At 52.2% G+C, this 22,657-nt stretch carries 16 protein-coding genes; 12 read left to right on the plus strand and 4 right to left on the minus strand.

The annotated features are described in order from the left end of the window. The first annotated feature begins 222 nt into the window (after positions 1–222). The 6 genes from DCC81_RS08610 to DCC81_RS08635 all read left to right on the plus strand — a co-directional run bounded on the left by DCC81_RS08610 (position 223) and on the right by DCC81_RS08635 (position 10,926). Positions 223–2,163 (plus strand): beta strand repeat-containing protein, encoded by a 1,941-nt coding sequence (locus tag DCC81_RS08610; RefSeq protein WP_108686132.1) that lies wholly within the window; start codon positions 223–225, stop codon positions 2,161–2,163. 96 nt (positions 2,164–2,259) lie between these two features. Continuing rightward, on the plus strand, positions 2,260–4,980 hold the full coding sequence (locus DCC81_RS08615) for a hypothetical protein (RefSeq protein WP_133177614.1): 2,721 nt from the start codon (positions 2,260–2,262) through the stop codon (positions 4,978–4,980). 36 nt (positions 4,981–5,016) lie between these two features. Continuing rightward, a complete protein-coding gene (locus DCC81_RS08620; RefSeq protein WP_108686134.1) occupies positions 5,017–6,594 on the plus strand; it encodes a T9SS type A sorting domain-containing protein in 1,578 nt (525 codons plus the stop codon). Positions 6,595–6,852: 258 nt separating this feature from the next. Next, on the plus strand, positions 6,853–7,542 hold the full coding sequence (gene cmk / locus DCC81_RS08625; RefSeq protein WP_108686526.1) for a (d)CMP kinase: 690 nt from the start codon (positions 6,853–6,855) through the stop codon (positions 7,540–7,542). A gap of 652 nt (positions 7,543–8,194) precedes the next feature. Continuing rightward, a complete protein-coding gene (locus tag DCC81_RS08630; RefSeq protein WP_165806498.1) occupies positions 8,195–10,141 on the plus strand; it encodes a tetratricopeptide repeat-containing sensor histidine kinase in 1,947 nt (648 codons plus the stop codon). 17 nt (positions 10,142–10,158) lie between these two features. After that, a complete protein-coding gene (locus DCC81_RS08635) occupies positions 10,159–10,926 on the plus strand; it encodes a LytR/AlgR family response regulator transcription factor (protein ID WP_165806499.1) in 768 nt (255 codons plus the stop codon). A gap of 219 nt (positions 10,927–11,145) precedes the next feature. Here DCC81_RS08635 and DCC81_RS08640 read toward each other — a convergent pair whose 3' ends face one another. Then, on the minus strand, positions 11,146–12,354 hold the full coding sequence (locus DCC81_RS08640) for a 4-hydroxy-3-methylbut-2-enyl diphosphate reductase (RefSeq protein ID WP_108686137.1): 1,209 nt from the start codon (positions 12,352–12,354) through the stop codon (positions 11,146–11,148). Positions 12,355–12,464: 110 nt separating this feature from the next. Continuing rightward, positions 12,465–13,388 carry a rhomboid family intramembrane serine protease gene (locus DCC81_RS08645; protein ID WP_108686138.1) on the minus strand — a complete coding sequence of 308 codons (924 nt, stop codon included), beginning with the start codon at positions 13,386–13,388 and terminating at the stop codon, positions 12,465–12,467. Positions 13,389–13,817: 429 nt separating this feature from the next. Here DCC81_RS08645 and rpsA point away from each other — a divergent pair, with 429 nt between their 5' ends. Further along, entirely contained in the window at positions 13,818–15,722 is a 1,905-nt protein-coding gene (gene rpsA / locus DCC81_RS08650) for a 30S ribosomal protein S1 (RefSeq protein WP_108686139.1), read from the plus strand. A gap of 164 nt (positions 15,723–15,886) precedes the next feature. Here rpsA and hxpB read toward each other — a convergent pair whose 3' ends face one another. Further along, positions 15,887–16,543 (minus strand): hexitol phosphatase HxpB, encoded by a 657-nt coding sequence (gene hxpB / locus DCC81_RS08655; protein ID WP_108686140.1) that lies wholly within the window; start codon positions 16,541–16,543, stop codon positions 15,887–15,889. A gap of 391 nt (positions 16,544–16,934) precedes the next feature. Between hxpB and DCC81_RS08660 the strand changes: the two genes are divergently transcribed. The 5 genes from DCC81_RS08660 (at position 16,935) to DCC81_RS08680 (ending at position 21,995) form a co-directional block, all read left to right on the plus strand. Further along, on the plus strand, positions 16,935–19,049 hold the full coding sequence (locus tag DCC81_RS08660; protein ID WP_108686141.1) for a nitrite/sulfite reductase: 2,115 nt from the start codon (positions 16,935–16,937) through the stop codon (positions 19,047–19,049). Positions 19,050–19,208: 159 nt separating this feature from the next. Next, positions 19,209–19,973: a uroporphyrinogen-III C-methyltransferase gene (gene cobA, locus DCC81_RS08665; protein ID WP_108686142.1), complete on the plus strand. Its 765-nt coding sequence runs from the start codon at positions 19,209–19,211 to the stop codon at positions 19,971–19,973. 120 nt (positions 19,974–20,093) lie between these two features. Continuing rightward, positions 20,094–20,687, plus strand: a complete 594-nt coding sequence (locus DCC81_RS08670) for a precorrin-2 dehydrogenase/sirohydrochlorin ferrochelatase family protein (RefSeq protein ID WP_108686143.1) — start codon at positions 20,094–20,096, stop codon at positions 20,685–20,687. A gap of 187 nt (positions 20,688–20,874) precedes the next feature. Then, complete coding sequence (locus DCC81_RS08675) at positions 20,875–21,534, plus strand: HD domain-containing protein (protein ID WP_108686144.1); 660 nt, start codon at positions 20,875–20,877, stop codon at positions 21,532–21,534. A gap of 110 nt (positions 21,535–21,644) precedes the next feature. Continuing rightward, on the plus strand, positions 21,645–21,995 hold the full coding sequence (locus DCC81_RS08680) for a hypothetical protein (protein WP_108686145.1): 351 nt from the start codon (positions 21,645–21,647) through the stop codon (positions 21,993–21,995). Positions 21,996–22,093: 98 nt separating this feature from the next. On the opposite strand, the gene DCC81_RS08685 is transcribed toward DCC81_RS08680, so the two are convergent. Beyond that, positions 22,094–22,618: an acyl-CoA thioesterase gene (locus tag DCC81_RS08685; RefSeq protein ID WP_108686146.1), complete on the minus strand. Its 525-nt coding sequence runs from the start codon at positions 22,616–22,618 to the stop codon at positions 22,094–22,096. Positions 22,619–22,657: the final 39 nt, after the last annotated feature.

Raw genomic sequence — 22,657 nt, forward strand, 5'->3', positions numbered from 1 at the left:
CCCCCAAATGCCATCCAATCCTGTTACCCGCCTGTCATCCTTATGTCGCGCACACCTGTGATGCCAACCGGCACCACGTATACCTGCGGTATAACGGTTACGTATACACGTAATCTTGCACGGGCCCGCAAAGAGTATTCCTGTTTACAAGTTTTCCAGATTACAGGTCCGCATAACAACGGACAAACAGTAGTAGTATTTTGACCTTTTATCCTTATATCTATGACATCAACGCTACGCAAGATAGGGCGCCTGTTGCTGGTTGCCGCTATTTCTTTGCTCGTATCCGAGGCAAAAGCCCAGCTGAAAGTAGGTGACAACCCTACCAACATTAAACGCTCCGCTATCCTTGAATTAGAGAGCACCCAACAAGGTTTGCTGTTACCGCGATTAGGTGACACTGCCCAGATCAACCTCCTCACACCTCCCGATGGAATGATCATCTACCTGAAGAACGGCATCCCCGCTTCAGAAGGGCTCTACGTGCGTCACAACAACGCCTGGGAACTGATGGCCAACACCGCCACTGCCCTGAACAACTGGAGCCTGAATGGTAACACCCTCACTGCCGGCCAGTATTTTGGCTCTAACAACTTGCAGGATGTTATCTTCAAAACAAACAATGCAGAGGTGTTCCGCGCTACTGCCGCCGGCAACCTGCAGGTATCTTCTACCGCTGTACCTGCGGGCACTGCGGAAACTTCCGTGCTGCTGCTGAAAGCGGATGGCACCATCCTCCAGCGCACCATCAGCGCCAACGCGTTTAAAACCGCTGTAGGTAACCTGACCGTGAATGCAGACAACACCAAGAACGCAGTGAATGTAACTGCAAACGCAGACGGGTCCAACACCGTGGACCTGCCCATCATGGTCGGTACCGCAGGTCAGCAGTATGGATTCCTGACCATTGCAGACTGGCAGAAACTCCAGACCCTGGCTGGCGATAACATCAGCATCGACGACTTCACGGCAAGCGTGGCGGCTACTGATGCAAACAAGGGCGCCCAGATCACCTTCGATGCCCCTACCAACAAGTATGTGATCAAGATGGTAGCTGCCAGCGCTACACAGGTAGGTATTGTAACCACCGGTGCACAGACCTTTGGCGGTGATAAGACCTTTGCCAACAACGTAAACGTAACCGGCAATGCTGTTGTAAGCGGCAACCAGACAGTAGGCGGCACCCTGGGGGTAACCGGCGCTACTACGCTGGGCAACACCCTGGACGTAACCGGTGCCACTACGCTGAACAGCAGCCTGGCAGTAACCGGTACCTCCACACTGAATGGTGCCACCACTGTAAATAACACCCTGCACGCCACTGGTGCTACCACCCTGGATAACGGTGTAACAGTAACCAACGGCGGCGCAAATATCACCGGCGCCACTACCGTGAATGGCAACACTTCCTTCACCGGTAACCACCTTCAAACCGGCGACCTGCATGTAACCGGCAACACTACCCTGGATAAAAATGTAACACTGCCTGGCGTTGTGGCCACCAGTGAAACCAGCAACATCGATGTGCTGATCAAGAATGGCACCACTAACCAGGTAGAGTACAAAACGCTGAACAGCGCTGCATTTGACGGTGCTATTCGCGCCCTGGTAGATAAAGTTAGCGGTACCGCAGTAAAAGATTCCGCAATCACTTTCGCTACAGACTCTGTAGGTGCCAACTTCAACCTCGCATTTGATGCTACCGCCGGTGCTGAAAAGATCACTTTCAATATTCCTTCTGCCAGCACGGCTAACAGGGGGCTGGTGACCAATGGCATCCAGGCTTTTGGTGGCGAAAAGAGCTTCGCTAACACCGTAGCAGTAGGTACCACTGCCGCCGCCACATCTACCCTGGATGTGAAAGGTTCCATGGCTACCAAGATCGTAAGCACTGCCGCAAACTACACCGCCACCGACGCAGATAATACCATCCTGGTTAATCCTGCTGCCGGCGCCACGGTGACCGTTACACTGCCCAACGCAACAGCTGCCATCGACGGTCGCATGTATACCATCAAGAAAATTGGTGGTGGCTATACCGCTACTGTAACCATCAATTCCAATAAGATCGAAGATGGTGCTACTTCTTACAGCATCTATAACGACTGGAGCTTTGTAACCGTACAGGCACTTGCCGGTACCTGGTACATCATCAAGCACTAATTTTTTGTTACTATCCTATCATGGCAGGAGTGCCTCCGGGCATTCCTGCTTACTTCCCTATCCCTGATAGCATTTTGTCCTTGCCAACTCTTATCCATGAAACCATTTTTACGTCATAGCCTTTTATTGCTCATCGCTGCTGCCGCATTTGCACCTGCAAAGGCCCAGTTAAAGCTGGGTGATAATCCCACCAGTATTAACAAGGATGCGATCCTGGAGTTAAACAGCGACCACCAGGGTCTGTTGTTCCCCCGCGTACTGAAAGCACAGATCGTGGCCGGGGGCGGCCTGTTTGGCGCGGTAGATGGTTTGGTGGTATATGTAACAGATGAAAGCTGCCTTTACCTGAAAAAGGGAGGTATATGGACCAAGCTGGGAGACAATATCAGCGCCGGCACAGGTATCGCTATCAGCCCGCTGGGTGTGATCAGCAATACGGGGGTGCTGCAATTCAATGGCCGCAGCGGCAACGTAACGCCTGCCAGCGGTGATTATAACCTGGGCCAACTGGGCGATGTAGCCCTGGGCACCCTTACAACCGGTGATGTGCTGTATTACAACGGCACCAAGTGGACCAACTGGACACCAGACCTTGCACAATTAGGTGCATGGAGCGTGAACGGCAACAATATCACTGCCGGCAAATTCTTTGGTACTACCAACAACGCAGACATTATCTTCAAAACAAACAATGCAGAACGCGGACGTTTCCTCAGCGACGGACGCCTGGAACTTGGTGGTGTGGATTACACAAACGCGCAGTATCTGACTGCAAACCTGATGGTAAAAAACCGGATGATCATTGAAGGCAATGGTACCGGTTCCAACAATGAACTTATTTTCACGAAGGCCTCTACCGGTGGCGTAATGCGCATCGCGGATGACCAGAATGATTTCCAGATACAAGGTGGGAGTGCGCTGAACCTGGCCCTGGGGGCCAACAAAGGCATCGTGCTTTCCGGCGATAATAATAATAGTTTGGCGCTTCCAACCAGCAGTACTAGCGGTACCGGTGTGCTTATTCCCGCTGCGCGGGATGCCAGCGTGCCTTTGGGAATACAGGCCAAAAGTGCCACCCAAACCGCCAATCTTACTGAATGGAGAGATGCCTCCGGCAATGTGCTGAGCATCTTTGATAAAGCAGGTAACCTGGGCCTGGGTACCACCGCCGCCGCCCGTACCCTGCATGTACAGGGCACCATGCGCCTCACCGGCGATGTAACGGGTGCTACCGCCACCGGTTTAATGGGCCGCGATGCAAACGGGGATGTAACAACCGTTACACCGCCGGCGGTAATTCCTGCCAATCCTGTTCCTACATGGTCATTAGCCGCCAACGTTTTAAACATCAACAACACCGCGGCACTTTGGAATGCCAACAAAATACAGGGGGTTGCAGTACCTGCTCCCAGTGGTACCAATAGTTACCTGAAGTATGACGGCACCAATCTTTCCTGGGCCACATCTGCCGCTTCCGGGGTAACCAGTGTAGGCTTATCCATGCCAGGTATCTTTACCGTGACCAATTCTCCGGTGACCGGCACCGGTACGCTTACTGCGTCGCTGGCTACACAGGCTGCCAATACGGTATTTGCAGGTCCTGCTTCCGGAGCCAGTGCTGCGCCCACTTTCCGCGCACTCACCGTAGCGGATATCCCTACGCTGGGTGGCTATATCCAGAACCAGTTCACCGCGGCGCAAGCTACCAGCAACTTCTGGATCAGCGGCAACGGTAAAACGGGTGGAACCATGGAAGTGGGGGGCACAAGCGGGTCTACTACCGGTTTGAAATTTACCGGCATCAACAGCAGCACTACACCGGCCACCGCTAATAACGTGATGTTGACACTGGATGCCTCCGGCAATGTGATCCTGGCGAAGAACCCGGCTACAAACAACTGGCTGACCACGGGCAACAGCAGCCCGGATGCAAACGCTTTCCTGGGTACGATTACTGACGACTTAATGAACATCCGTTCCAGTAACCTGCCTTTCCTGACTTTTGGTAAACGTGGCCTGATTCCCGGCCTGACACAGAGCTACCCGGGTTACCAGGATGCACTGGAAAAAGTGACTTACGTGCAATCCGCACTACAGTTCCAGGCAGATGCCGCGTCTTTCTATAAACCTAAAATGTGGACAGATTCCCTGGGGAACTTTCACATGATGGGGCCCATGGCCGGTACCGACTATTTTGAATTTGCCGCAGGCGGCAAGGATAATGCCGGTGAGTTTGACATCACTTCCGGTGATGACGGCGATGAGCCCATCGTGTTCCGGAACTATTATTATTCTTCTAGTACAATCACAGAATGGGCCCGCGTGCAGAAAGGAAAGTTTGGGATTAATACACCTGGCACGGAGCCCGCCCGTACGCTGCATGTAAATGGCGACATGCGCCTGGTCAATGATGCCTCCGGCGCAAACGCCGCCAACGTCCTGGCTAAAGATAACAATGGAGATGTAACCAGTGTATCCGGCACTTCCAACGGCCAGGTGTTACAGTACAACGGCACGCAATGGCAGGCAGGCCCGCAGATGCTGCACTATACGAACATCTCGGTAGCGGCTTCCGGTGGCAACGTTACCGGTACTACGACATACACGTTTACAGTAGACCTGTCTTCCAAGATGGGATCCACTACCATCGGCAGCAATGCCAATATCATCGTCAATTTTGAAAATGGGTTGCCCAATGGCATGGCGCTGGCATACGTGCTTCGCAATGCCAGCCAAAAGATCACCATCGGTATTATTAACGCAGGTAACACTGCCAAGTTCACGGCTAATACCATTGACGTTACCATCATTCAATAATCATTACTCATTCAAGCGATCCGATATTTTCCGCACATGCGCTATATCTACTCCATAATACTTTGTTGCCTGCTCTCGCTTACGGCAGCTGCCCAGCAGGGCTTTTACATCCCTGCCGGCGGCCAGGCCTGGATAGGCAGCAATAAGCCGGTGGCTGTTTTTTGCGATGTGCAACACAATGGTATACTCGGCTCCAATCCCAATGCGATCCTGGATTTCCTGGGCCGGCAATGGAACAATGGCAACAACGCCACCCTGCCGGATGAAAGCGCAGACGGCCTGACCGGCACCGGCGGTACCTTCTTCTTCATGCGTGGCACAGGCCAGCAGCTGGTATACGGCAATTACAACGTAAGCACCAAATCCGGTACCAGCTTCCCGAACCTCACGCTCAATAACACCGGTGGCCTGCTGCTGGCTGATCTCAGTGACCTGAAGATCCGCCGCACCCTGGGCTTTAATACCGGCCTCATTTACCTGAACGGCTGGAACCTCAGTGTAGGACAGCAAAACCCCGGCTCCATCACCGGCTACAGTGATAAAGCATTTGTGGTGACCGGCACTGATGTAAGCGGTGGCCGCCTTTACCGGGAGCAGGTGGGCAGTGCGGATGGAAAGGTGGTATTTCCCGTAGGTACCACAGATGACAACTACGCCCCCGCTGCCATTGAAAATGCCGGCAATACCATGGACTTCAACGTGCGGGTGTTCGACAGCGTGTACACCGCTGCCATCACCGGCCCCATAATCAATCCGCCGCACGTAACACAAACCTGGAACGTAGGCCACGACGGCGGCGTTTCAGGAGATGTGAACCTCTGGTTGCAGCACTTCAACCTGCGGGAGGGCGACCTGTATGCCGCCAGCCGCGATAATGGCTACATCAGCCGTTACATAGCCCCCAGTTACGATTCGCTGGGTGCAGTGCCCAGCCTGGGCCAGTCTGGTACCCTCACGCAGGGCGCCGCCCTCCCGGACGCTACACTGCACCACCGCAATTTTACAGCACTGGGTAGCGAAGAATACTTCACCAAGTCCGTGGTAGATGGCACCGGCATCCCGGCAGACCTGATCTTTAACGCCTGGCGCATAGACGAGAACCTGGTGCACACGGAATGGCGCACCTCCCAGGAACGCAATAACAAATACTTCTCCCTGCAACGCAGGCTGGAAAATGAAAAAGACTTCAGGGAAGTTGCTACCGTGGCTACCAAAGCTCCCGGCGGCAATAGCAGCCACCGCCTGGATTATGATTACCAGGACAACAACGACTATGACGACTGGAGCTACTACCGCGTAAAGGCGGTGAGCAAGGCAGGCAAGGAGACTTTCTCCGCCATCAAGGCTGTGCCGCCCATGGTATCTGTAACAGTATTCCCCAACCCGAACCGTGGCCAGTTTGAAGTGAAGCTGCGCGGCATCCACCACGTAGTAACATTGCGCCTCATCAATGTCTGGGGACAAACTGTACGGGAATACAACTTCCAGAACGATACTGACGTACAGGTGAAGAACCTGGCCAAGGCCACCTACCTCCTGGTACTCTATGACCAGCCCACTTCCCGCGTGATCTATACTACGAAGGTGATTGTGATTGACAATGATGGGAATTAGAATTGTACAAGGTACAGTGTACACTGTCGCTAAAGTAGTTTTTTCCTATCCTAAGAATACCCGCATAAAAATGAGTGTCGCTTTTGCGTAAGATAACCGCAAGGTCCTTCCGTAAGCAAGCGTTGCTCATTTTTGCTTTCAGCTGGCGCCAGTTTACGCATCGCACTGGACACTGCACCTGGCAGGCATTATCGTACCCGGTGCCTTGTACCCTGTACATTGTACCTTGTACATTTTTCTCTACTTTTGTACCTGCTGATGAAAAAGATTGTAATTACGATAGACGGCTACTCTTCCTGCGGAAAGAGCACCCTGGCCCGCCAACTGGCCCGCCAGCTGAATTATGTGTACATCGATAGCGGCGCTATGTACCGTGCCATTACCCTCTATTTTATTTACAACCGGGTGCAATGGGAACTGCCGGAAGCGGTGGCGGAAGCATTGTCCAACATTGAGCTGGAATTTGTGCCCAACGAGCAGACCGGTTTTTCTGAAATGCATCTGAATGGCGAGAACGTGGAGCACCAGATCCGTGAAATGCTGGTGGCCGATAAAGTGAGCGACGTGGCTGCCATTGGCGCCGTGCGCGAATTTGCAGTGGCCCAGCAACAGAAAATGGGGGCCCAGAAAGGCATCATCATGGATGGGAGGGACATTGGTACCACCGTGTTCCCCCACGCAGAGCTCAAGATCTTCATGACCGCCGATACCGCCGTGCGCGTGGAACGCCGTTTTAAAGAGCTGTACGCCAAAAATCCCCAGATCACCATCCAGGAAGTAAAAGAAAACCTGGAACGCCGCGATTACATTGATACCAACCGTGAAATAAGCCCTCTCAGAAAGGCTGAGGACGCTATCATATTGGATAACAGCAACTTAACAATGGATGAGCAGTTGGACCTTGCTATCCAATGGGTTGACGACATCCTGCTGGTACAGCGTTCCTGAAATTTATTTCTTGATTTGTAAAAAGAAGTTTTTACATTTGTCAGGTCACCCGCACATGCGATGGTGAGACGCAACCTAATAGTTTTCCCACATCCTCTCGAAAAAACTTGCTCAGTACTCAAGTCTGTAATTGAATGTGATGCCCTGGAACGACCGTATACCGGAAGTTGCAGCACTTGTATGATACCAACCGTCCGTTAAGCACTGGTCTTAATAATTTGTTACGTGAGCCGTGTGATATAGTGTCCCGATAGCCCTGTGAAGTATGACATCGAAAGTATCGATCATGATATTCTTCAAGTGATTTGAAGCCGTATCCTGACTACTATATCCAACAAAGACCCTTTGCTATTAACCGATTTGAATTTAACTTTTTTTATAAAGAAGTAGCTGCGCGCACTGATCTGCATGCGCAGTTTAAAATCAATGTGGAAATGGACGACGTCCTTTCCATGTTTTCAGTAGGTGTATTCGGTTAATAGGAAGAAGGGGCGAATTCTTTCGCCCTTTCGCTTTTTGTAACCGGGTGGCCGGGAGCACGTTACCGTCAAAGTAGTACCCATCGTGAATGCAACCCCGCAAAACTGCGCCAGGAAGCGCTATGCGCGTATCAATAAAAAATTTAACTTGTGAATGCACTATACACCCTTTCATGTCCGCTAGATTCCTACTATGGTTCGGGTTACTGCTGACCGCCGCCACAGGCGCCAGCGCCCAGGATGATGCCACTGTTATGCGTAGTATCGACTCCATCCACAAGATGCCGGCCGATACTAACCGTGTGCGGGCCCTCATCAGCCATGGGCGGGAATGGTCCGCATATTTTGAACATAAGAAAACAGACAACAGCTTCTGGCAGGAGGCCATCTCCCTGTCCCAGCAACTCCGCTACTACCGCGGCCTGGCCGATGTGTACAATGAACTGGGCACCTCCAAAAGGAACCGCTCCCAGTACATCCTGGCGGCAGACTACCACGAGAAGGCCGCCAAGTACGCCGAAGAAACCAGGGACGACCACCTGCTGGCCCAGTCGCTCAATAACGCCGGGGTGGACTACCGCCGCCTGGACAATCTTGAAAAAGCGTTTGACTACCACTTCCGTGCCCTGCAGCTGGCGGAGAAGATCAATGACTTGCGCAATATCTGCGTGGCCACCAACAGCATTGGGAACATAGAACTTACGGACGGTAAAAATGAAGACGCTATCGCCCAGTTCAACCGCTCCCTGCGCCTGGAAGAAGCAGCCCATAACCCGCTGGGCATCGCCATCAACCTGGGAAACCTGGGGTACGCGTACCAGGCCCTGCACAAAACGGACCTGGCCATCGACTATTTCAAACGTTCCCTCGCGGCCAACGAGGAGATGAAGAACAATACCGGTATCGTGATCTGCTACAACGCCCTGGGCGCTGCTTACCAGGACAAAAAGGATTACACCACGGCCATGGAATACCTGCAAAAGGCCCTGGCCGTGAATGACCAGGTGGATGACAAAATTCACGTGGCAGAAAGTTACCTTAGCATAGGCAAGCTGCTGGCCAAACAGGGCAAACATGAAGAGGCCCTGGCCAATATGCAGCAATCTGTGAACATCAGCCGGCAGTGGGGCTTCAAATCCATGCTGGTGGATGCTTACCAGGCCCTGGCAGATGAATACAAGGCCACCCGGGATTTTGAAAGATCCCTGGAAGCCATGAACCATTCCCTTACGTACAAGGATAGCCTCATTGATGATAAATCTGCTACAGCACTGGCCCAGATGCATACCATTTACGCAGTGGACCAGAAAGATAACCAGATCAAAAGCCTGGAACATGACAACCAGGTGAGTGAGCTGAAACGCAAACGGAATGTGATCGTGGTGTTCTCCCTGGTGATCTTCACCATTGCGCTCATTGTGGGCGGTTTCTTTTACATCCGCCACCGCAACCTGAAGGTAAATCGGCGTACCTTGCAGCTGGAGCTCCGCTCCCTGCGCGCGCAGATGAACCCTCACTTTATCTTTAATTCGCTCAGTTCCATTCACCGCTATATCTGGAGCAATAACCAGGAAGAGGCCTCGGACTACCTGACCAAGTTTTCCCGGCTGATGCGCATGATCCTGGATAACACCCAGCATACATTCATCCCGCTGAACAAGGAACTGGAATCGCTGCAGCTATACCTGGACCTGGAGTCCCTGCGTTGCAGCCACGCTTTTGAATACCACATCAACGTAGCGGATGATATTAATGGAGAAGAGGTGCTGATACCGCCCATGATCATACAGCCCTACGTGGAAAACGCCATCTGGCATGGCCTGGTGCACCGCCCGGAAAAAGGCCGGCTGGACATAGCGATCAAGGTGGAAGGCAGGCTGATGACCTGCACCGTTACCGATAATGGAATAGGCCGTAAACTGGCCATGGATATAAAAGAAAAGAAAGGCAAAGCGCATAATTCCATGGGCATGAAAGTGACCATGGGCAGGATAGAACTGATCCGGAAGATGAACAATTCCAAAGAGACCAACGTAAAGATCAATGACCTGGAAGATGCCCAGGGGAACGCCGCTGGTACTGAGGTTGTGGTAGTGCTACCCGTGGAGTTTATTTTTTAATCATTTTTATGCTACCCATGAGTGAGATCAAAGCCCTTATTGTAGACGACGAGCAGCATTGTATTGAAGCACTGCAAACCATGCTGCAGAAAAAGTGCCCCGGCGTAACGGTAGTGGCGGGGGCGCGCAGCGTAAAGGAAGCCCGCACCCTGGTGGAGGAGCTGCAGCCGGACCTGGTGTTCCTGGATGTGGAAATGCCGCACCAGAACGGTTTTGAGCTGCTAAAGCTTTTTGATAAGATCAATTTTGATGTGATCTTCACCACGGCCTATGAGCAGTATGCGCTGAAAGCCATCAAGTTCAACGCCCTGGACTACCTGCTGAAACCCTTCAGCATCAAGGAACTGCAGGATGCCATTGAAAAGTTCAGGGAGAAGCGGAGTGGCAGCCTGCCCCGGGAGGCCAACGATTCCCCGCTGGAAGTGTTCCTGCAGAACATGAAGACGTTGCAGCAAAACCACAAGAAGATAGCCCTGCCTACCATCAATGGCCTGGTGTTCATGCCGGTGCAGAATATTGTGCGCTGTGAGTCTACCGGTAATTACACCAAGATCTTTTTTACAGACAAGAAACACCTCATGGTATCAAAGCCCCTGAAGGAATTTGAAGAGCTGCTCACGGACATAAATTTTTTCAGGATCCATAATAGTCACCTCATCAACTTGCAGCAGATGCAGTCATACATCCAGGGTGAGGGCGGGTTTGCGCTGATGAGTGATGGCACACAGGTAGAAGTATCGCGGCGCAGAAAGGCAGAATTCCTGAAAAAGGCCATGCATTTTTAGCCGCCATTTATCCGGTAGATGCTGCCGTTTACCTTTAATAAACCGCCACTTATTAATTAGGTGTTGTACTAGCTTTTTCCAAAGTATACTTTTGAACAGGAATTCAATACACTCTGTATAAAAGATTTTTAAGTTGCATATCTGCAGCAAATAACCCCAAAGAAAAAAGGCACCTGTAAGGGTGTCTTTTTTGTTTAAGACCTTGCACAAACGCAGGCGCTACACCGCTGCTTCCAGTTGTTCTTCTACATTATAAAACCGGGCAATCCGGCGGATCACGCCTTCTACCAGGGCGTCCGGGCAGGAGGCCCCGCTGGTCACCAGGATGCTTACCGGGCCTTGTTCCGGCAGGAAGTTATTGCTGTGCAGTTCCTGCTTATGGTGGAAATCGTAATGCAGGATCTCGTTTTTTGACAGTATTTTTTCTTCGGAGGAAATGAAGTAAGTGGGTAGTTGTTCTTCACACAGTTCTACCAGGTGGGAAGTGTTGGAACTGTTATAACCACCTACCACGATGGCCAGGTCTGCCGGCTGCTGCAGCATGCCGGTTACGGCGCTCTGGTTATCATTGGTGGCGTAGCACAGCGTATCGCGGGTATCGGCAAAGCGCTCACCGATGTTTTCCGGCTGGAAGTGCTGTTGCATTACTTCCTTAATGAAGTCTGCAATGGCCTGGGTCTCCGTGGCCAGCATGGTGGTCTGGTTTACCACGCCTACACGCTGCAGGTGTTTGGTTACATCAAAGCCGGTGGAGTACTGGCCCTTGAAACGCTCGTAAAACAATTCCGGCGCGTGTTCGCCGGTGATGAAGCCGGCCAGCAGGCGGGCTTCCGCCATGTCTTTTACCACCACGGTGGGCGTACCTGCCTGGCTGTGGGAGAAGGTGGCGCGGGTTTCTTCATGACCCGGCTTACCATGCACTACTACGGTATAATCTTTCTGGCCAATCTGCCCGGCCTTGTTCCATACCCTTTCCACGAAGGGGCAGGTAGTATTGTATTGCAGCGGTGCAATGCCCAGGGCGGTGAGCCTGGCTTCAATTTCCAGGGTGGTGCCAAAGGCGGGGATGATCACGATATCGTCTGCTTTCAGTGTTTCCCAGGGAATGAGCTGGCGCCCGGTGGTGTCCATCAGGAACTGTACGCCCCGGCTCAGCAGGTCACTGTTCACATGGGGGTTGTGGATCATTTCACTGAGCAGGAAGATGCGTTTGCCCGGGTTTTCTTCGATGGTGCGGAAAGCGATCTCAATGGCATTTTCCACGCCGTAGCAAAACCCGAAGTGGCGGGCCAGCAGGATGCGCACAGCACCCAGGTCCAGGATGGTGGGGGTAAAGTCCTTCTTCATCCGGTCCTGCTCCTTGCGGCGGGCCTTGATGGCGCTAATGAGCGGGCTGCGGTATATTACGGGTACTTCAAATGTTTTCATCTTAATGGCTATAGGGTTGCAAGATACGAATTGTGGACACACGCGTTTAGCAAAAAGGCGCCGGGATGTACCTGGCGCCTTCCACATTGGCCGCAGGCCAATAACTTATATCAGTTTTCTTTGCTGAATTTTTCCAGGAAGGCCTTTTCATCGCTGCTCAGGCTCTGGTAGCCCCTTTCATTGATCTTGTCCAGCAGCTCATCTACCCGGAGCTGGGGATTCTCCTCCCGCTTCACTACCCGCAGGGGCGATTTTTTAGGTTTGAAATTGCCCGCCCTGCGCTTTGCCTGCACCTTGGGCTTCAGGGCAATGCGGGGGCGGTTACCCAGTTTGTCGAAAATATATACCAGCGGGGTGGAGATGTCATGGCCGGCCTGTAACAGTTTTATGTAGCCAAAGCCCAGCAGGGCGCCACCCAGGTGAGAGCCAAGGCCGCCGGGATTGCCGCCGGACATGGTGAGCAGGTCAATGACCACGATGGCCAGTGCCAGCCATTTCAGCTTCACCGGGCCTATGAGCAGGAGCCCTATTTCATAGTTAGGTGTGAGCGTGGCCTGTGCCACCAGTAAGCACATCACGGAAGCAGATGCCCCGATCAGCGTGGCCGCACCGGCGGCGGGCCGTAAGGCTGGCAGGTAATTGAACAGCAGTACGAACACGAGACCACCTGCCAGGCCGCCCATCAGGTAGAGGGGCAGTACGCGCTGGTTACCCAGGAAGGAGCGGAACAGGTTTCCAAACCAGTAAAGGTTCAGCATATTAAAAAAGAGGTGAAGCAATCCTTCGTGGGTGAACATGTAGGTAAACAAACCCCAGGGCTGGCGCAGTAAAACCGGGAAGGAGGCGTGGAGTGCCAGTTGGGTATCTGCAAAGTTCTCCGCCGCTTCCATGGCAGGGGAGGCAGAGGCCCAGGCGATGAGGCTGATAATGCCCAGCACTAAAAATACCACGATATTCCAAAACAGCAGGTGATTGACGGTATTGCCCTGTTTAAGCCAATACTTTATGTCAGATTGAAAAGAGGTCCCGTTCATATTACATGGGAAATTAGCATAAATAACTTTGATTCTAATGCGGAGTGCGGCTAAAAAAATGCCAACTTTTTATTGGCATTCTTCGGGCCCGGAAAGCCAGACAAGCTGCCATGTTTTCACGGGTTTGTACAACGTAAAATGGGGCTAGGAGCGGTTTTCTCCGGGGCTGCCAGCATTTTGAAAAGTTACGAATTTTTTGGCAGCCCCGGATGTGAAAATTTTGTAAAAGGTGACGGGCGAAGCCAGTTTGACAAAACAATATGCCCCTGGCATTAAAAGTTAAAATGTTTTGTAAAGCCCTGTTTTTCAATATGCTTATCCTGCAAAAAAGTGATGGAATTTCGGGGGGAATGGCGTATCTTTGCAGACCTTTTGAAACCCAATACGGACAAAACCGTGTTGAATTAAAACTCTCAAAGGGCAAATATTTTGGCAGAAAACAATATTTCTAACACTGAAAACGCTGAACAACAGCCGCAGGCAACCGCCCCGGAAGCTACAGCGACAACAAAAGCACCTGTTGTAGAAACCGCTCATGATGATTTTGACTGGAGCGTAGACAAAAGAAACGTTTCTTCTTATTCCAAAGAAGAACAAGCCAAGTATGACAAGACGTATGACAGCACTTTCAAAGTGATCGAAGAAAACGCCCTGTTGTCTGGTACCATCGTAGGTCTGACCAAGACCGACGTGGTGATCAACATCGGTTTCAAATCCGATGGCCTGATCTCTCTGAATGAATTCCGTGATCTGCAGGGTGGTATCCGCATCGGTGACGAAGTGGAAGTACTCGTGGTAGAGAAAGAAGACAGAGATGGTAACCTGCACCTGAGCCGCAAACAGGCACGTCAGCAACGTGCATGGGAGCGCATCGTGGAAGTATACCGTACCGGCGAAGTGGTTACTGGTACCGTTACCAGCAAAACCAAAGGCGGCCTGATCGTGGACGTTTACGGCATGGAAACCTTCCTGCCTGGTTCCCAGATCGACGTGAAACCGGTTACCGACTACGACCAGTTCGTAGGCAAAACGATGGAGTTCAAGGTAGTGAAGGTGAACGAAGCTATCCGCAACGCCGTAGTATCTCACAAAGCCCTGATCGAAAGCGACATCGAACAGCAGCGTGTGGACATCATCTCCAAACTGGAGAAAGGTCAGGTACTGGAAGGTACCATCAAGAACATCACCGACTTCGGTGCGTTCATCGACCTGGGTGGCCTGGACGGTCTGCTCTATATCACCGACATCAGCTGGGGCCGTATCTCTCACCCGAGCGAAGTGCTCTCCATGGATCAGAAGATCAACGTGGTGGTACTGGACTTCGACGACGAGAAGAAACGCATCAGCCTGGGTTACAAACAACTGACCCCGCACCCCTGGGATACCCTGCCTGCAACCATTGCAGAAGGTGCCAAGGTGAAAGGCAAAGTAGTGAACATCGAAGATTACGGTGCATTCCTGGAAATCCTGCCCGGCGTAGAAGGCCTGGTACACGTTTCCGAAATCAGCTGGGCTTCCACCCCCATCAACGCCAAAGAGTTCTTCAAACTGGGCGAAGAGTACGAAGCAGTGGTAGTTACCCTGAGCAAGGAAGAGCGTAAGATGTCTCTCTCCATCAAGCAACTGACAGAAGATCCCTGGTCTACTATCGAAACCAAGTTCCCGCTGGAAAGCCGTCATAAAGGTATCGTGAAGAACATCACTCCCTATGGCGTGTTCGTAGAGCTGCAGACCGGTATCGGTGGTATGATCCACATTTCCGACCTGAGCTGGATCAAACGCTTTAACCACCCGAGCGAATACACCAAGGTTGGTAACGAGATCGACGTAGTGATCCTGGGTATTGACAAGGACAACCGCAAGTTGAGCCTCGGTCACAAACAGATCGAAGAAGATCCCTGGAACACCTTTGAAACCATCTTCCCGATCGGTTCCATCCACGAAGGTACTGTTGTGAAGAAGGATGAGAAAGGCGCTACCGTGCAGCTGCAATACGGCCTGGAAGCTTACGCTCCCGCCCGCCACCTGCGCACGGAAGATGAAAAGCCGATCAACGTTGAAGACGTGAAAGAATTCCAGATCATCGAATTCGATCGCAGCGAAAAACGCATCCTGGTTTCTCACACCAAGGTTTGGGAACAGGCTAAACACGAAGAAAAAGAAGCCGTTCAGAAGGAAAAACGTGCTGAGGCAGACAAGACCCGTAAGGCTGTTAAGAACATCCAGGCCAAGGTAGAAAAAACTACCCTCGGTGACCTGGGCGCCCTGGCAGAACTGCGTGAGAAGCTGAAACAGAACGAAGGCGACGAAAAAACAGAAGGTGCTGCTGAGTAATTAGCGCCCCGTTTGTTTTAAAATAATAAAGAGCCCTGGGTGAAAGCCCGGGGCTTTTTTTGTGGGGGAATGTGAAGGATAAAAAATGGTGGAGGAGGGGCAATAAAAAAGGCCCGCGCTTCCCGCACAGGCCTTCCTGTTTTTTACAAAAACATGCGCGCTCCCTATTGCAAACCCGCCAGCGTTTCCTCATTAAACTCCAGCAGGCTTTTCAACCGAATATCCGCCAGCCCAAATCTGGGCTGTGCCCGCACATGCTCATCCGGCACCACAACTACCTTCATCCTGGCGGCCTTGGCAGCTGTCATCCCGGCAGCAGAATCTTCAAAGGCCAGGCATTGCAGCACATCACTACCCAGTGCCTTGGCGCAGGAAATGTACACCGCCGGGTGGGGCTTGCCATTGCTCTCAAACTCCGCAGAGGTCACCGCATCAAAGTAAGAACGGATATTGAAATGATCCAGCACCGCATCAATGAGGCGCATGGGAGAGGAGGAGGCCAGGCCGATCTTGAAAGGACGCTGCCTGAAAAAATCCAGGATATACTGCATTCCTTCCATGGGCCTGCCCTTTTCCAGGATCTTGCGGGTCACCGTGTCGAGGATATCATTGGTCACCTTATCCGGTGAGTCGCTTTCCCATTTGAAATGATTGTGCCAGTAGGTCACTACTTCCTGCGTGCGCAGGCCGGTGGTCTGGGCATACTGCTCTTTGGTCAGGTTTACGCCGAGCTTCGCAAATACTTCCTGCATGGCCTCGGCCCAGAGCGGCTCTGAGTCGATCAGTAGGCCATCCATGTCAAAAATTACCGTATTGATCATTGTATCGTTTTTTGCCGCCGCAAAGATACTATGAAGTTTTTCCGCGTTTTGTCATTTTAGCAAGTTCCGGCAACCGGGCGAGGACGGTATAACCCCAGGTTATATACCATAACCAAATTGAATGTAGGGCAGGCCCCGGCCAGGCATTGCCCGGAAACCGGCTGTAAGCCGCCGTGGTAAAGGCCCCGGGAGAACCGGGCTCCATCCCGGGGCTCCCCCCATCCCGGCTGCTTCGCGGATTTGCAAAAACAGGGGCCTTTTTTTGATCAACTTTCTTTTGGATTGTACCCCCGGTTCCTTACATTTGTATTAGTCTACTAAATAGATGGGAAATAGAGGCTTACTAGGTCAAATCAAACCGAACTAAAATTTACCACCGAAATCGTTTATCATGCAAAGTTTCAGAACCGAACTCGAAAACCCGGTTGTAGAACGCGACATCATCGAGTTGGAGAAAAAAATACGCTTATACCGCGAAGGCAAGATCGCTGACGAGAAGTTCCGCAGCCTCCGCCTGGCACGCGGCGTATATGGCCAGCGCCAGCAGGGCGTGCAGATGGTACGCATTAAACTGCCTTATGGTAAAATGACCCTGGCGCAGTGGAAACGCATTGCCAACGTATCGGACGAATTTTCTACCGGCAACCTCCACCTGACCACCCGCCAGGACGTACAGATCCACTTTGTAAGCCTGGACCGTACCCCGGAACTGTGGTCTAAACTGGACCAGGACGATATCACCATCCGTGAGGCCTGTGGCAACACGGTACGCAATATCACCGCCTCTGATAAGGCCGGGATTGACCCGGAAGAGCCGTTTGACGTAACTCCTTACGCTGACGCGGCATTCCGCTACTTCCTGCGCAACCCTGTGTGCCAGGACATGGGCCGTAAATTCAAGATCGCTTTTTCTTCTTCTGATGCGGATACCGCCTGGACGTTCATGCACGACCTGGGCGTGATCCCCAAGATCCAGGACGTGAATGGCGTGCCTACCCGTGGCTTTAAAGTAATGGTGGGCGGTGGCCTGGGCGCACAGCCCTACCTGGCCAAGGTAGCTTTTGAATTCCTGGAAGCTGACCTGCTCATCCCTTACATCGAGAACGTACTGCGTGTGTTTGACCGCTATGGTGAACGCTCCAGCCGCCATAAAGCCCGTATGAAATTCCTCATCCAGAAGATCGGGATGGAAGAATTTGTACGCCTGGTACATGAAGAGCACCTGGCCCTGAAATCCAAGCGCTACCCGGTAGACACGGCCGCCTGGCCGGAAACGGAAGCCCCCAAAGGCATGCCCGGCGCTGCTTACAGCATCAAGGACCCGGTGAAGTACGAAGCCTGGAAACGCAGCAACGTATTCCAGCAGAAGCAGGCCGCCTACCTGGCTGCTTACGTAAAAGTGCCCCTGGGCAACATCTCCTCTGATGAATCCCGTCTCCTGATCGGTAAGCTGCATGGCGTGATCGCGGACGATGTGCGCGTAACTGCCAACCAGGGCCTGCTGCTGAAATATATCCTCCCGGCTAACTTACCTTACGTGTACAGCGTGCTGGAAGAAGTAGGCTATGCCACCCCTGGTTTTGACAGCGTGTCTGACATTACCGCCTGCCCGGGTACGGATACCTGTAACCTGGCTATTTCCAGCAGCACCGGCATTGCCGCGGCCCTGGAACAGGTGATCGAAGAAGAATACCCGGAACTGGTGTTCAACAAAGACATTAAGATCAAGATCTCCGGGTGCATGAACAGCTGCGGCCAGCATGGCATTGCCAGCATTGGCTTCCATGGCTCTTCCCTGAAAAGCAGCGGTAAAGTGCTGCCGGCCCTCCAGGTGCTCCTGGGCGGCGGTATCCTGGGCAACGGTGAAGGCCGTGTAGCCGACAAGGTGATCAAAGTGCCCAGCAAACGTGGGCCTGATGTACTGCGCGCCCTGCTGGATGATTATAGCAACAACGCCGCTGCCGATGAGAAATTCAACGATTACTACGACCGCAGAACAGAAAAATATTTCTACGAACTGCTGAAACCCCTGGCAGACCTGCAGGCCCTGACAGACGAGGACTTTGTAGACTGGGGCCAGGCAGAAAACTATGCCACCGCCATTGGCGTGGGCGAGTGCGCTGGCGTGGTGATAGACCTGGTGGCCACCCTGCTGTATGAAGTGGAAGAAAAGCTGGAACTGGGTATGGAAGCCATTGGCAATAAACAATATGCTGACGGCATTTACCACGCTTACGCTGTGTTTGTACAATCTGCCAAAGCCCTTCTCCTGGGCGAAGGCGTAGCCTGCAACACGCAGATCGGCATCATTAACGATTTTGAAAAACACCTGGTAGCTACCGGCCGTTTTGACGCTGCCGAATTTAAAGACCAGGTATTGCAGATCAATACGCACGAGCCCTCCGAGGCTTTTGCCAAACAATATTATCAACAGGCCCAGGCGTTTTATAAACAGGCCCAGGCCTTCCGCGAAGCGAATGCGGGAGCGCCGGCAGTCCTGAAATAAAAGCCATTATGGACCGCGGAAATTTCCAAAGAACAATTTCCAATTTCAATAAAAAATGGCTTAGGCCTGGAAATTGAAATCTGAAAGTTTGGAATTGCGTGATGTTGGAAATTGTTTTTTGGAAATTCTTTTTTTAACTGACATTTTAAAGCCGGACGTATGCAGAACATTCAACCTAAACTCACCCTGGTAGGAGCCGGTCCCGGTGACCCGGAGCTCATTACTGTAAAGGGATTCAAAGCCATCCAGCAGGCCCGCGTGATCTTATACGATGCGCTGTCTAACAACGAATTGCTGGAGCATGCACCGGCCAACTGTCTGAAACGTTTTGTGGGCAAGCGTGCAGGGATGTACGTGTATACACAGGACGAGATCAACCGGATGATCGTGAAGTACGCACTCACTTACGGCAGCGTGGTTCGCCTCAAGGGTGGCGATGCGTTCGTGTTTGGGCGCGGACAGGAAGAACTGGCATTTGCCCAGCAGTTTGACATTGCCGTGGAAGTGATCCCTGGTATCACCTCTGCTATTGCCGTACCCGGCATCAATAAAATACCGGTAACCGCCCGTAATGTAAGTGAAGGCTTCTGGGTGATCACCGGTACTACCCAGCGCGGGGAAATGTCGCGCGACCTGGACCATGCCATCCGTTCTAATACCACGGTGGTGGTGCTGATGGGCATGAGCAAGCTGGAAGAGATTGCGGCTGCTTACCAGGCCCAGGGCAAAGGTGATACACCGGCGGCCATCATCCAGGACGGCTCCCTGCCCCACCAGAAAATAGGCGTGGGTAATGTCTCCGACCTCAGGGATATTGCCCTGAAACAGGACCTGCGCAACCCTGCCATCATCGTGGTCGGGGAGGTGGTACGATTTCACGAGGCTTTTCAACAGGTGGTAAAAGAGATCAAAATGGCGGTATAAATCGGCTATTTCCCTTTAATGCTGGCAGATCTTACAGGAATAACCGGTAAAACTTGTATATGACCCTTTAAATTAATACATTAGTGTAGCAGCGTTGCAACAAACTCTAAATACCTTGTGATGAGTGATAATCATTTGTTTCCCGTTTTTTTCAAAGTAGACCGCCTCAACGTGCTCGTGGTAGGCGGGGGCCATGTGGGGCACGAAAAGGTAAGCGCTTTGTTGAGTAATTGTCCTACCGCCAGTCTTACCATCGTGGCCACTGAATTCCGCCCGGAGCTCACGGCCCTTGTAAAGGACTACCCCCACGTGGAAATGGTGCAAAAGCCCTTTTCCTGCGGGGATCTTTTTGGTAAAGACCTGGTGATAGCCGCTACCAATGATCATGATCTGAATGTGACCATCTGGGAAAAGGCCCGCTCCTGCAAGGTGCTCATCAATGTGGCGGACACGCCCGACCTCTGCGACTTTTACCTGGGTTCCGTCGTCCAGAAAGGCAACCTCAAAATCGCTATTTCCACAAACGGTAAATCGCCCACCATTGCCAAGCGCCTGAAACAGGTACTGCAGGAATGCCTGCCGGATTCACTGGATGCCGTGCTGGAAAAACTGCACCTGATCCGCAACCGCCTTTCCGGCGATTTTGCCGCCAAAGTGGCCAAGCTGAACGCCCTGACGGATGTGCTGGTAGAAGAAGAAACGCACAAACACTGATCTCTCCGGTTTTTGCATTTACACCAACCTTTCAACCAATAACTTTTTAAAAATGCCCGTCCCGGTTTCCCCGCGGCGGGCATTTTTTATTGGGGACGGCCCGCCTGAAATAAATAGGGCATGGGCCTGGTAATGCCAATACCAGTGTAGAGAAAAGGTTTTAATTTTATAGTTTAATTCACGGACCATGACGAACGCCGAACAACAGATCATTGATAACACGGTAGCCTACGTGAAGCAGGAACTGGCGCAGGCAGAGGGTGGGCACGACTGGTGGCACATTTACCGGGTATGGAAACAGGCCCTGCACATTGCCGGGGCAGAGAAAGCAGATGCCTTCGTGGTATCGCTGGCAGCCCTGCTGCACGATATTGCCGATGCCAAATTTCACAATAACGATGACACCATTGGTCCCGCAAAGGCCCGTGATTTCCTGCTGGCACAAAACGTATCCGAGGAAGTGATCTACCACGTGGTGGCCATCATAGAAAATGTGTCTTTCAAGGGCGGCAAGGCCGCACGCAAATTCAACTCCAAAGAACTGGACGTGGTACAGGATGCAGACCGCCTGGATGCCATCGGGGCCATTGGTATAGCACGGGCCTTCAATTACGGCGGCTTCAAGGGGCGCGCCCTCTACGACCCGGCCATCCAGCCAGACCTGGACATGGATACTGCCCAATACCGCAGCAGCACGGCGCCTACCATCAATCATTTTTATGAAAAGCTGCTGCTCCTCAAAGATCGCATGAACACGGCCGCCGGCAAGGTGCTGGCCAATGCCCGCCACCAGTTCATGGAGCAGTACCTGGAGCGGTTTTATAAAGAGTGGGAGGGGGAGGAGTAAATCCGTACGGCGTACAATGTACAGCGTACAACGTATGCCTGCTGCGAATATATTTGTAAAAACAAGTACGTTGTACGTAGTACATTGTACATTGTACAATTTTTCAAACCATGGCAGATAAAATTTTGAGTGACGCAGACCTGGAAGCATTACGCCAGCTACAGGAGAAGAGTAAAGCGGCTTACCGGGAGCTGCAACGTTTCCGGATAGAAGTATATCCCTATATGAGCTTTGAAGAGCGCGTGGAATTCTGGGCAGGGGAGATGGAACGCAGCCTGCACTGGGGCGAGGAGGAAGAAGAAGAGGCGGGGGAAGATGCACCCCTGGATACCAGCTTCTTTGACCAAAGCTGGTATGATGAATGCATCGGGTTTGATAAGGAATTTGACAAGATACTTGTGAGAGTGGCTCCCCTGCTGGGTTTAGACCTGGAGGCGCTGCCCATCAGACGAAAACGATAGATCGTATTTTATAAACAGAAAAGCTGCATCGTGGTGAGCACGGTGCAGCTTTTTTTGTACATGCACCCGTTGCCGGCGCACGTATATATTCAGTGAGGTCAGAGCTGCTCGTAAAAAAGCGCCTTCAGTTCTGTGGCATCGTGGGGCTTCATACGGCCGCTGAGCACCAGGCGAAGCTGGCGGCGGCGCATGGCGCCATCATAAAGCACTTTTTCTTCTTCCGTTTCCGGGATCACGGGCGGCACGGGGCGGGAATTACCGTTGGGGTCCAGGGCCACAAAGGTCATAAAAGCCTCGTTGCTTTTGTAGCGGTACTGCTGCACGGGGTCTTCCCCCCACACTTTCATGTGCACTTCCATGGAGGTATTGAAGGCCCGGGTCACTTTGGCTTCAATATGCACCACGTTGCCCAGTTTAATGGGGTTCTCAAAAGAGATATTATCCACAGAAGCCGTTACCGTGGGCGCTGCGCAGTGTTTCATGGCGGCCAGGGCAGAGGCAATGTCCATCCAGTACATCAGGCGGCCCCCCATCAGGTTGCCAAAAGTATTCGTATCGTTGGGCAGCACCAGCTCCGTCATCTGGATGAGGGAGTCCTGCGCCTTCTTAGGCGTGAGCGTCATATTGATTGTTTTCCGGGCGCAAAATTACGGAAAAGCAAG

Origin of the sequence: Chitinophaga parva (genome assembly GCF_003071345.1) — a bacterium.
Classification (GTDB): domain Bacteria; phylum Bacteroidota; class Bacteroidia; order Chitinophagales; family Chitinophagaceae; genus Chitinophaga; species Chitinophaga parva.

Excerpts from the sequence above, each read along its gene's own strand:
- DCC81_RS08675 (WP_108686144.1), top strand. The coding sequence starts at position 20,875 with ATGACGAACGCCGAACAACAGATCATTGATAACACGGTAGCCTACGTG.
- DCC81_RS08620 (WP_108686134.1), top strand. The coding sequence starts at position 5,017 with ATGCGCTATATCTACTCCATAATACTTTGTTGCCTGCTCTCGCTTACG.
- cmk (WP_108686526.1), top strand. The coding sequence starts at position 6,853 with ATGAAAAAGATTGTAATTACGATAGACGGCTACTCTTCCTGCGGAAAG.
- DCC81_RS08670 (WP_108686143.1), top strand. The coding sequence starts at position 20,094 with ATGAGTGATAATCATTTGTTTCCCGTTTTTTTCAAAGTAGACCGCCTC.
- DCC81_RS08685 (WP_108686146.1), bottom strand. The coding sequence starts at position 22,618 with ATGACGCTCACGCCTAAGAAGGCGCAGGACTCCCTCATCCAGATGACG.
- DCC81_RS08615 (WP_133177614.1), top strand. The coding sequence starts at position 2,260 with ATGAAACCATTTTTACGTCATAGCCTTTTATTGCTCATCGCTGCTGCC.
- DCC81_RS08635 (WP_165806499.1), top strand. The coding sequence starts at position 10,159 with ATGAGTGAGATCAAAGCCCTTATTGTAGACGACGAGCAGCATTGTATT.
- DCC81_RS08610 (WP_108686132.1), top strand. The coding sequence starts at position 223 with ATGACATCAACGCTACGCAAGATAGGGCGCCTGTTGCTGGTTGCCGCT.
- DCC81_RS08660 (WP_108686141.1), top strand. The coding sequence starts at position 16,935 with ATGCAAAGTTTCAGAACCGAACTCGAAAACCCGGTTGTAGAACGCGAC.
- DCC81_RS08680 (WP_108686145.1), top strand. The coding sequence starts at position 21,645 with ATGGCAGATAAAATTTTGAGTGACGCAGACCTGGAAGCATTACGCCAG.
- DCC81_RS08640 (WP_108686137.1), bottom strand. The coding sequence starts at position 12,354 with ATGAAAACATTTGAAGTACCCGTAATATACCGCAGCCCGCTCATTAGC.
- DCC81_RS08630 (WP_165806498.1), top strand. The coding sequence starts at position 8,195 with ATGTCCGCTAGATTCCTACTATGGTTCGGGTTACTGCTGACCGCCGCC.
- DCC81_RS08645 (WP_108686138.1), bottom strand. The coding sequence starts at position 13,388 with ATGAACGGGACCTCTTTTCAATCTGACATAAAGTATTGGCTTAAACAG.
- cobA (WP_108686142.1), top strand. The coding sequence starts at position 19,209 with ATGCAGAACATTCAACCTAAACTCACCCTGGTAGGAGCCGGTCCCGGT.
- hxpB (WP_108686140.1), bottom strand. The coding sequence starts at position 16,543 with ATGATCAATACGGTAATTTTTGACATGGATGGCCTACTGATCGACTCA.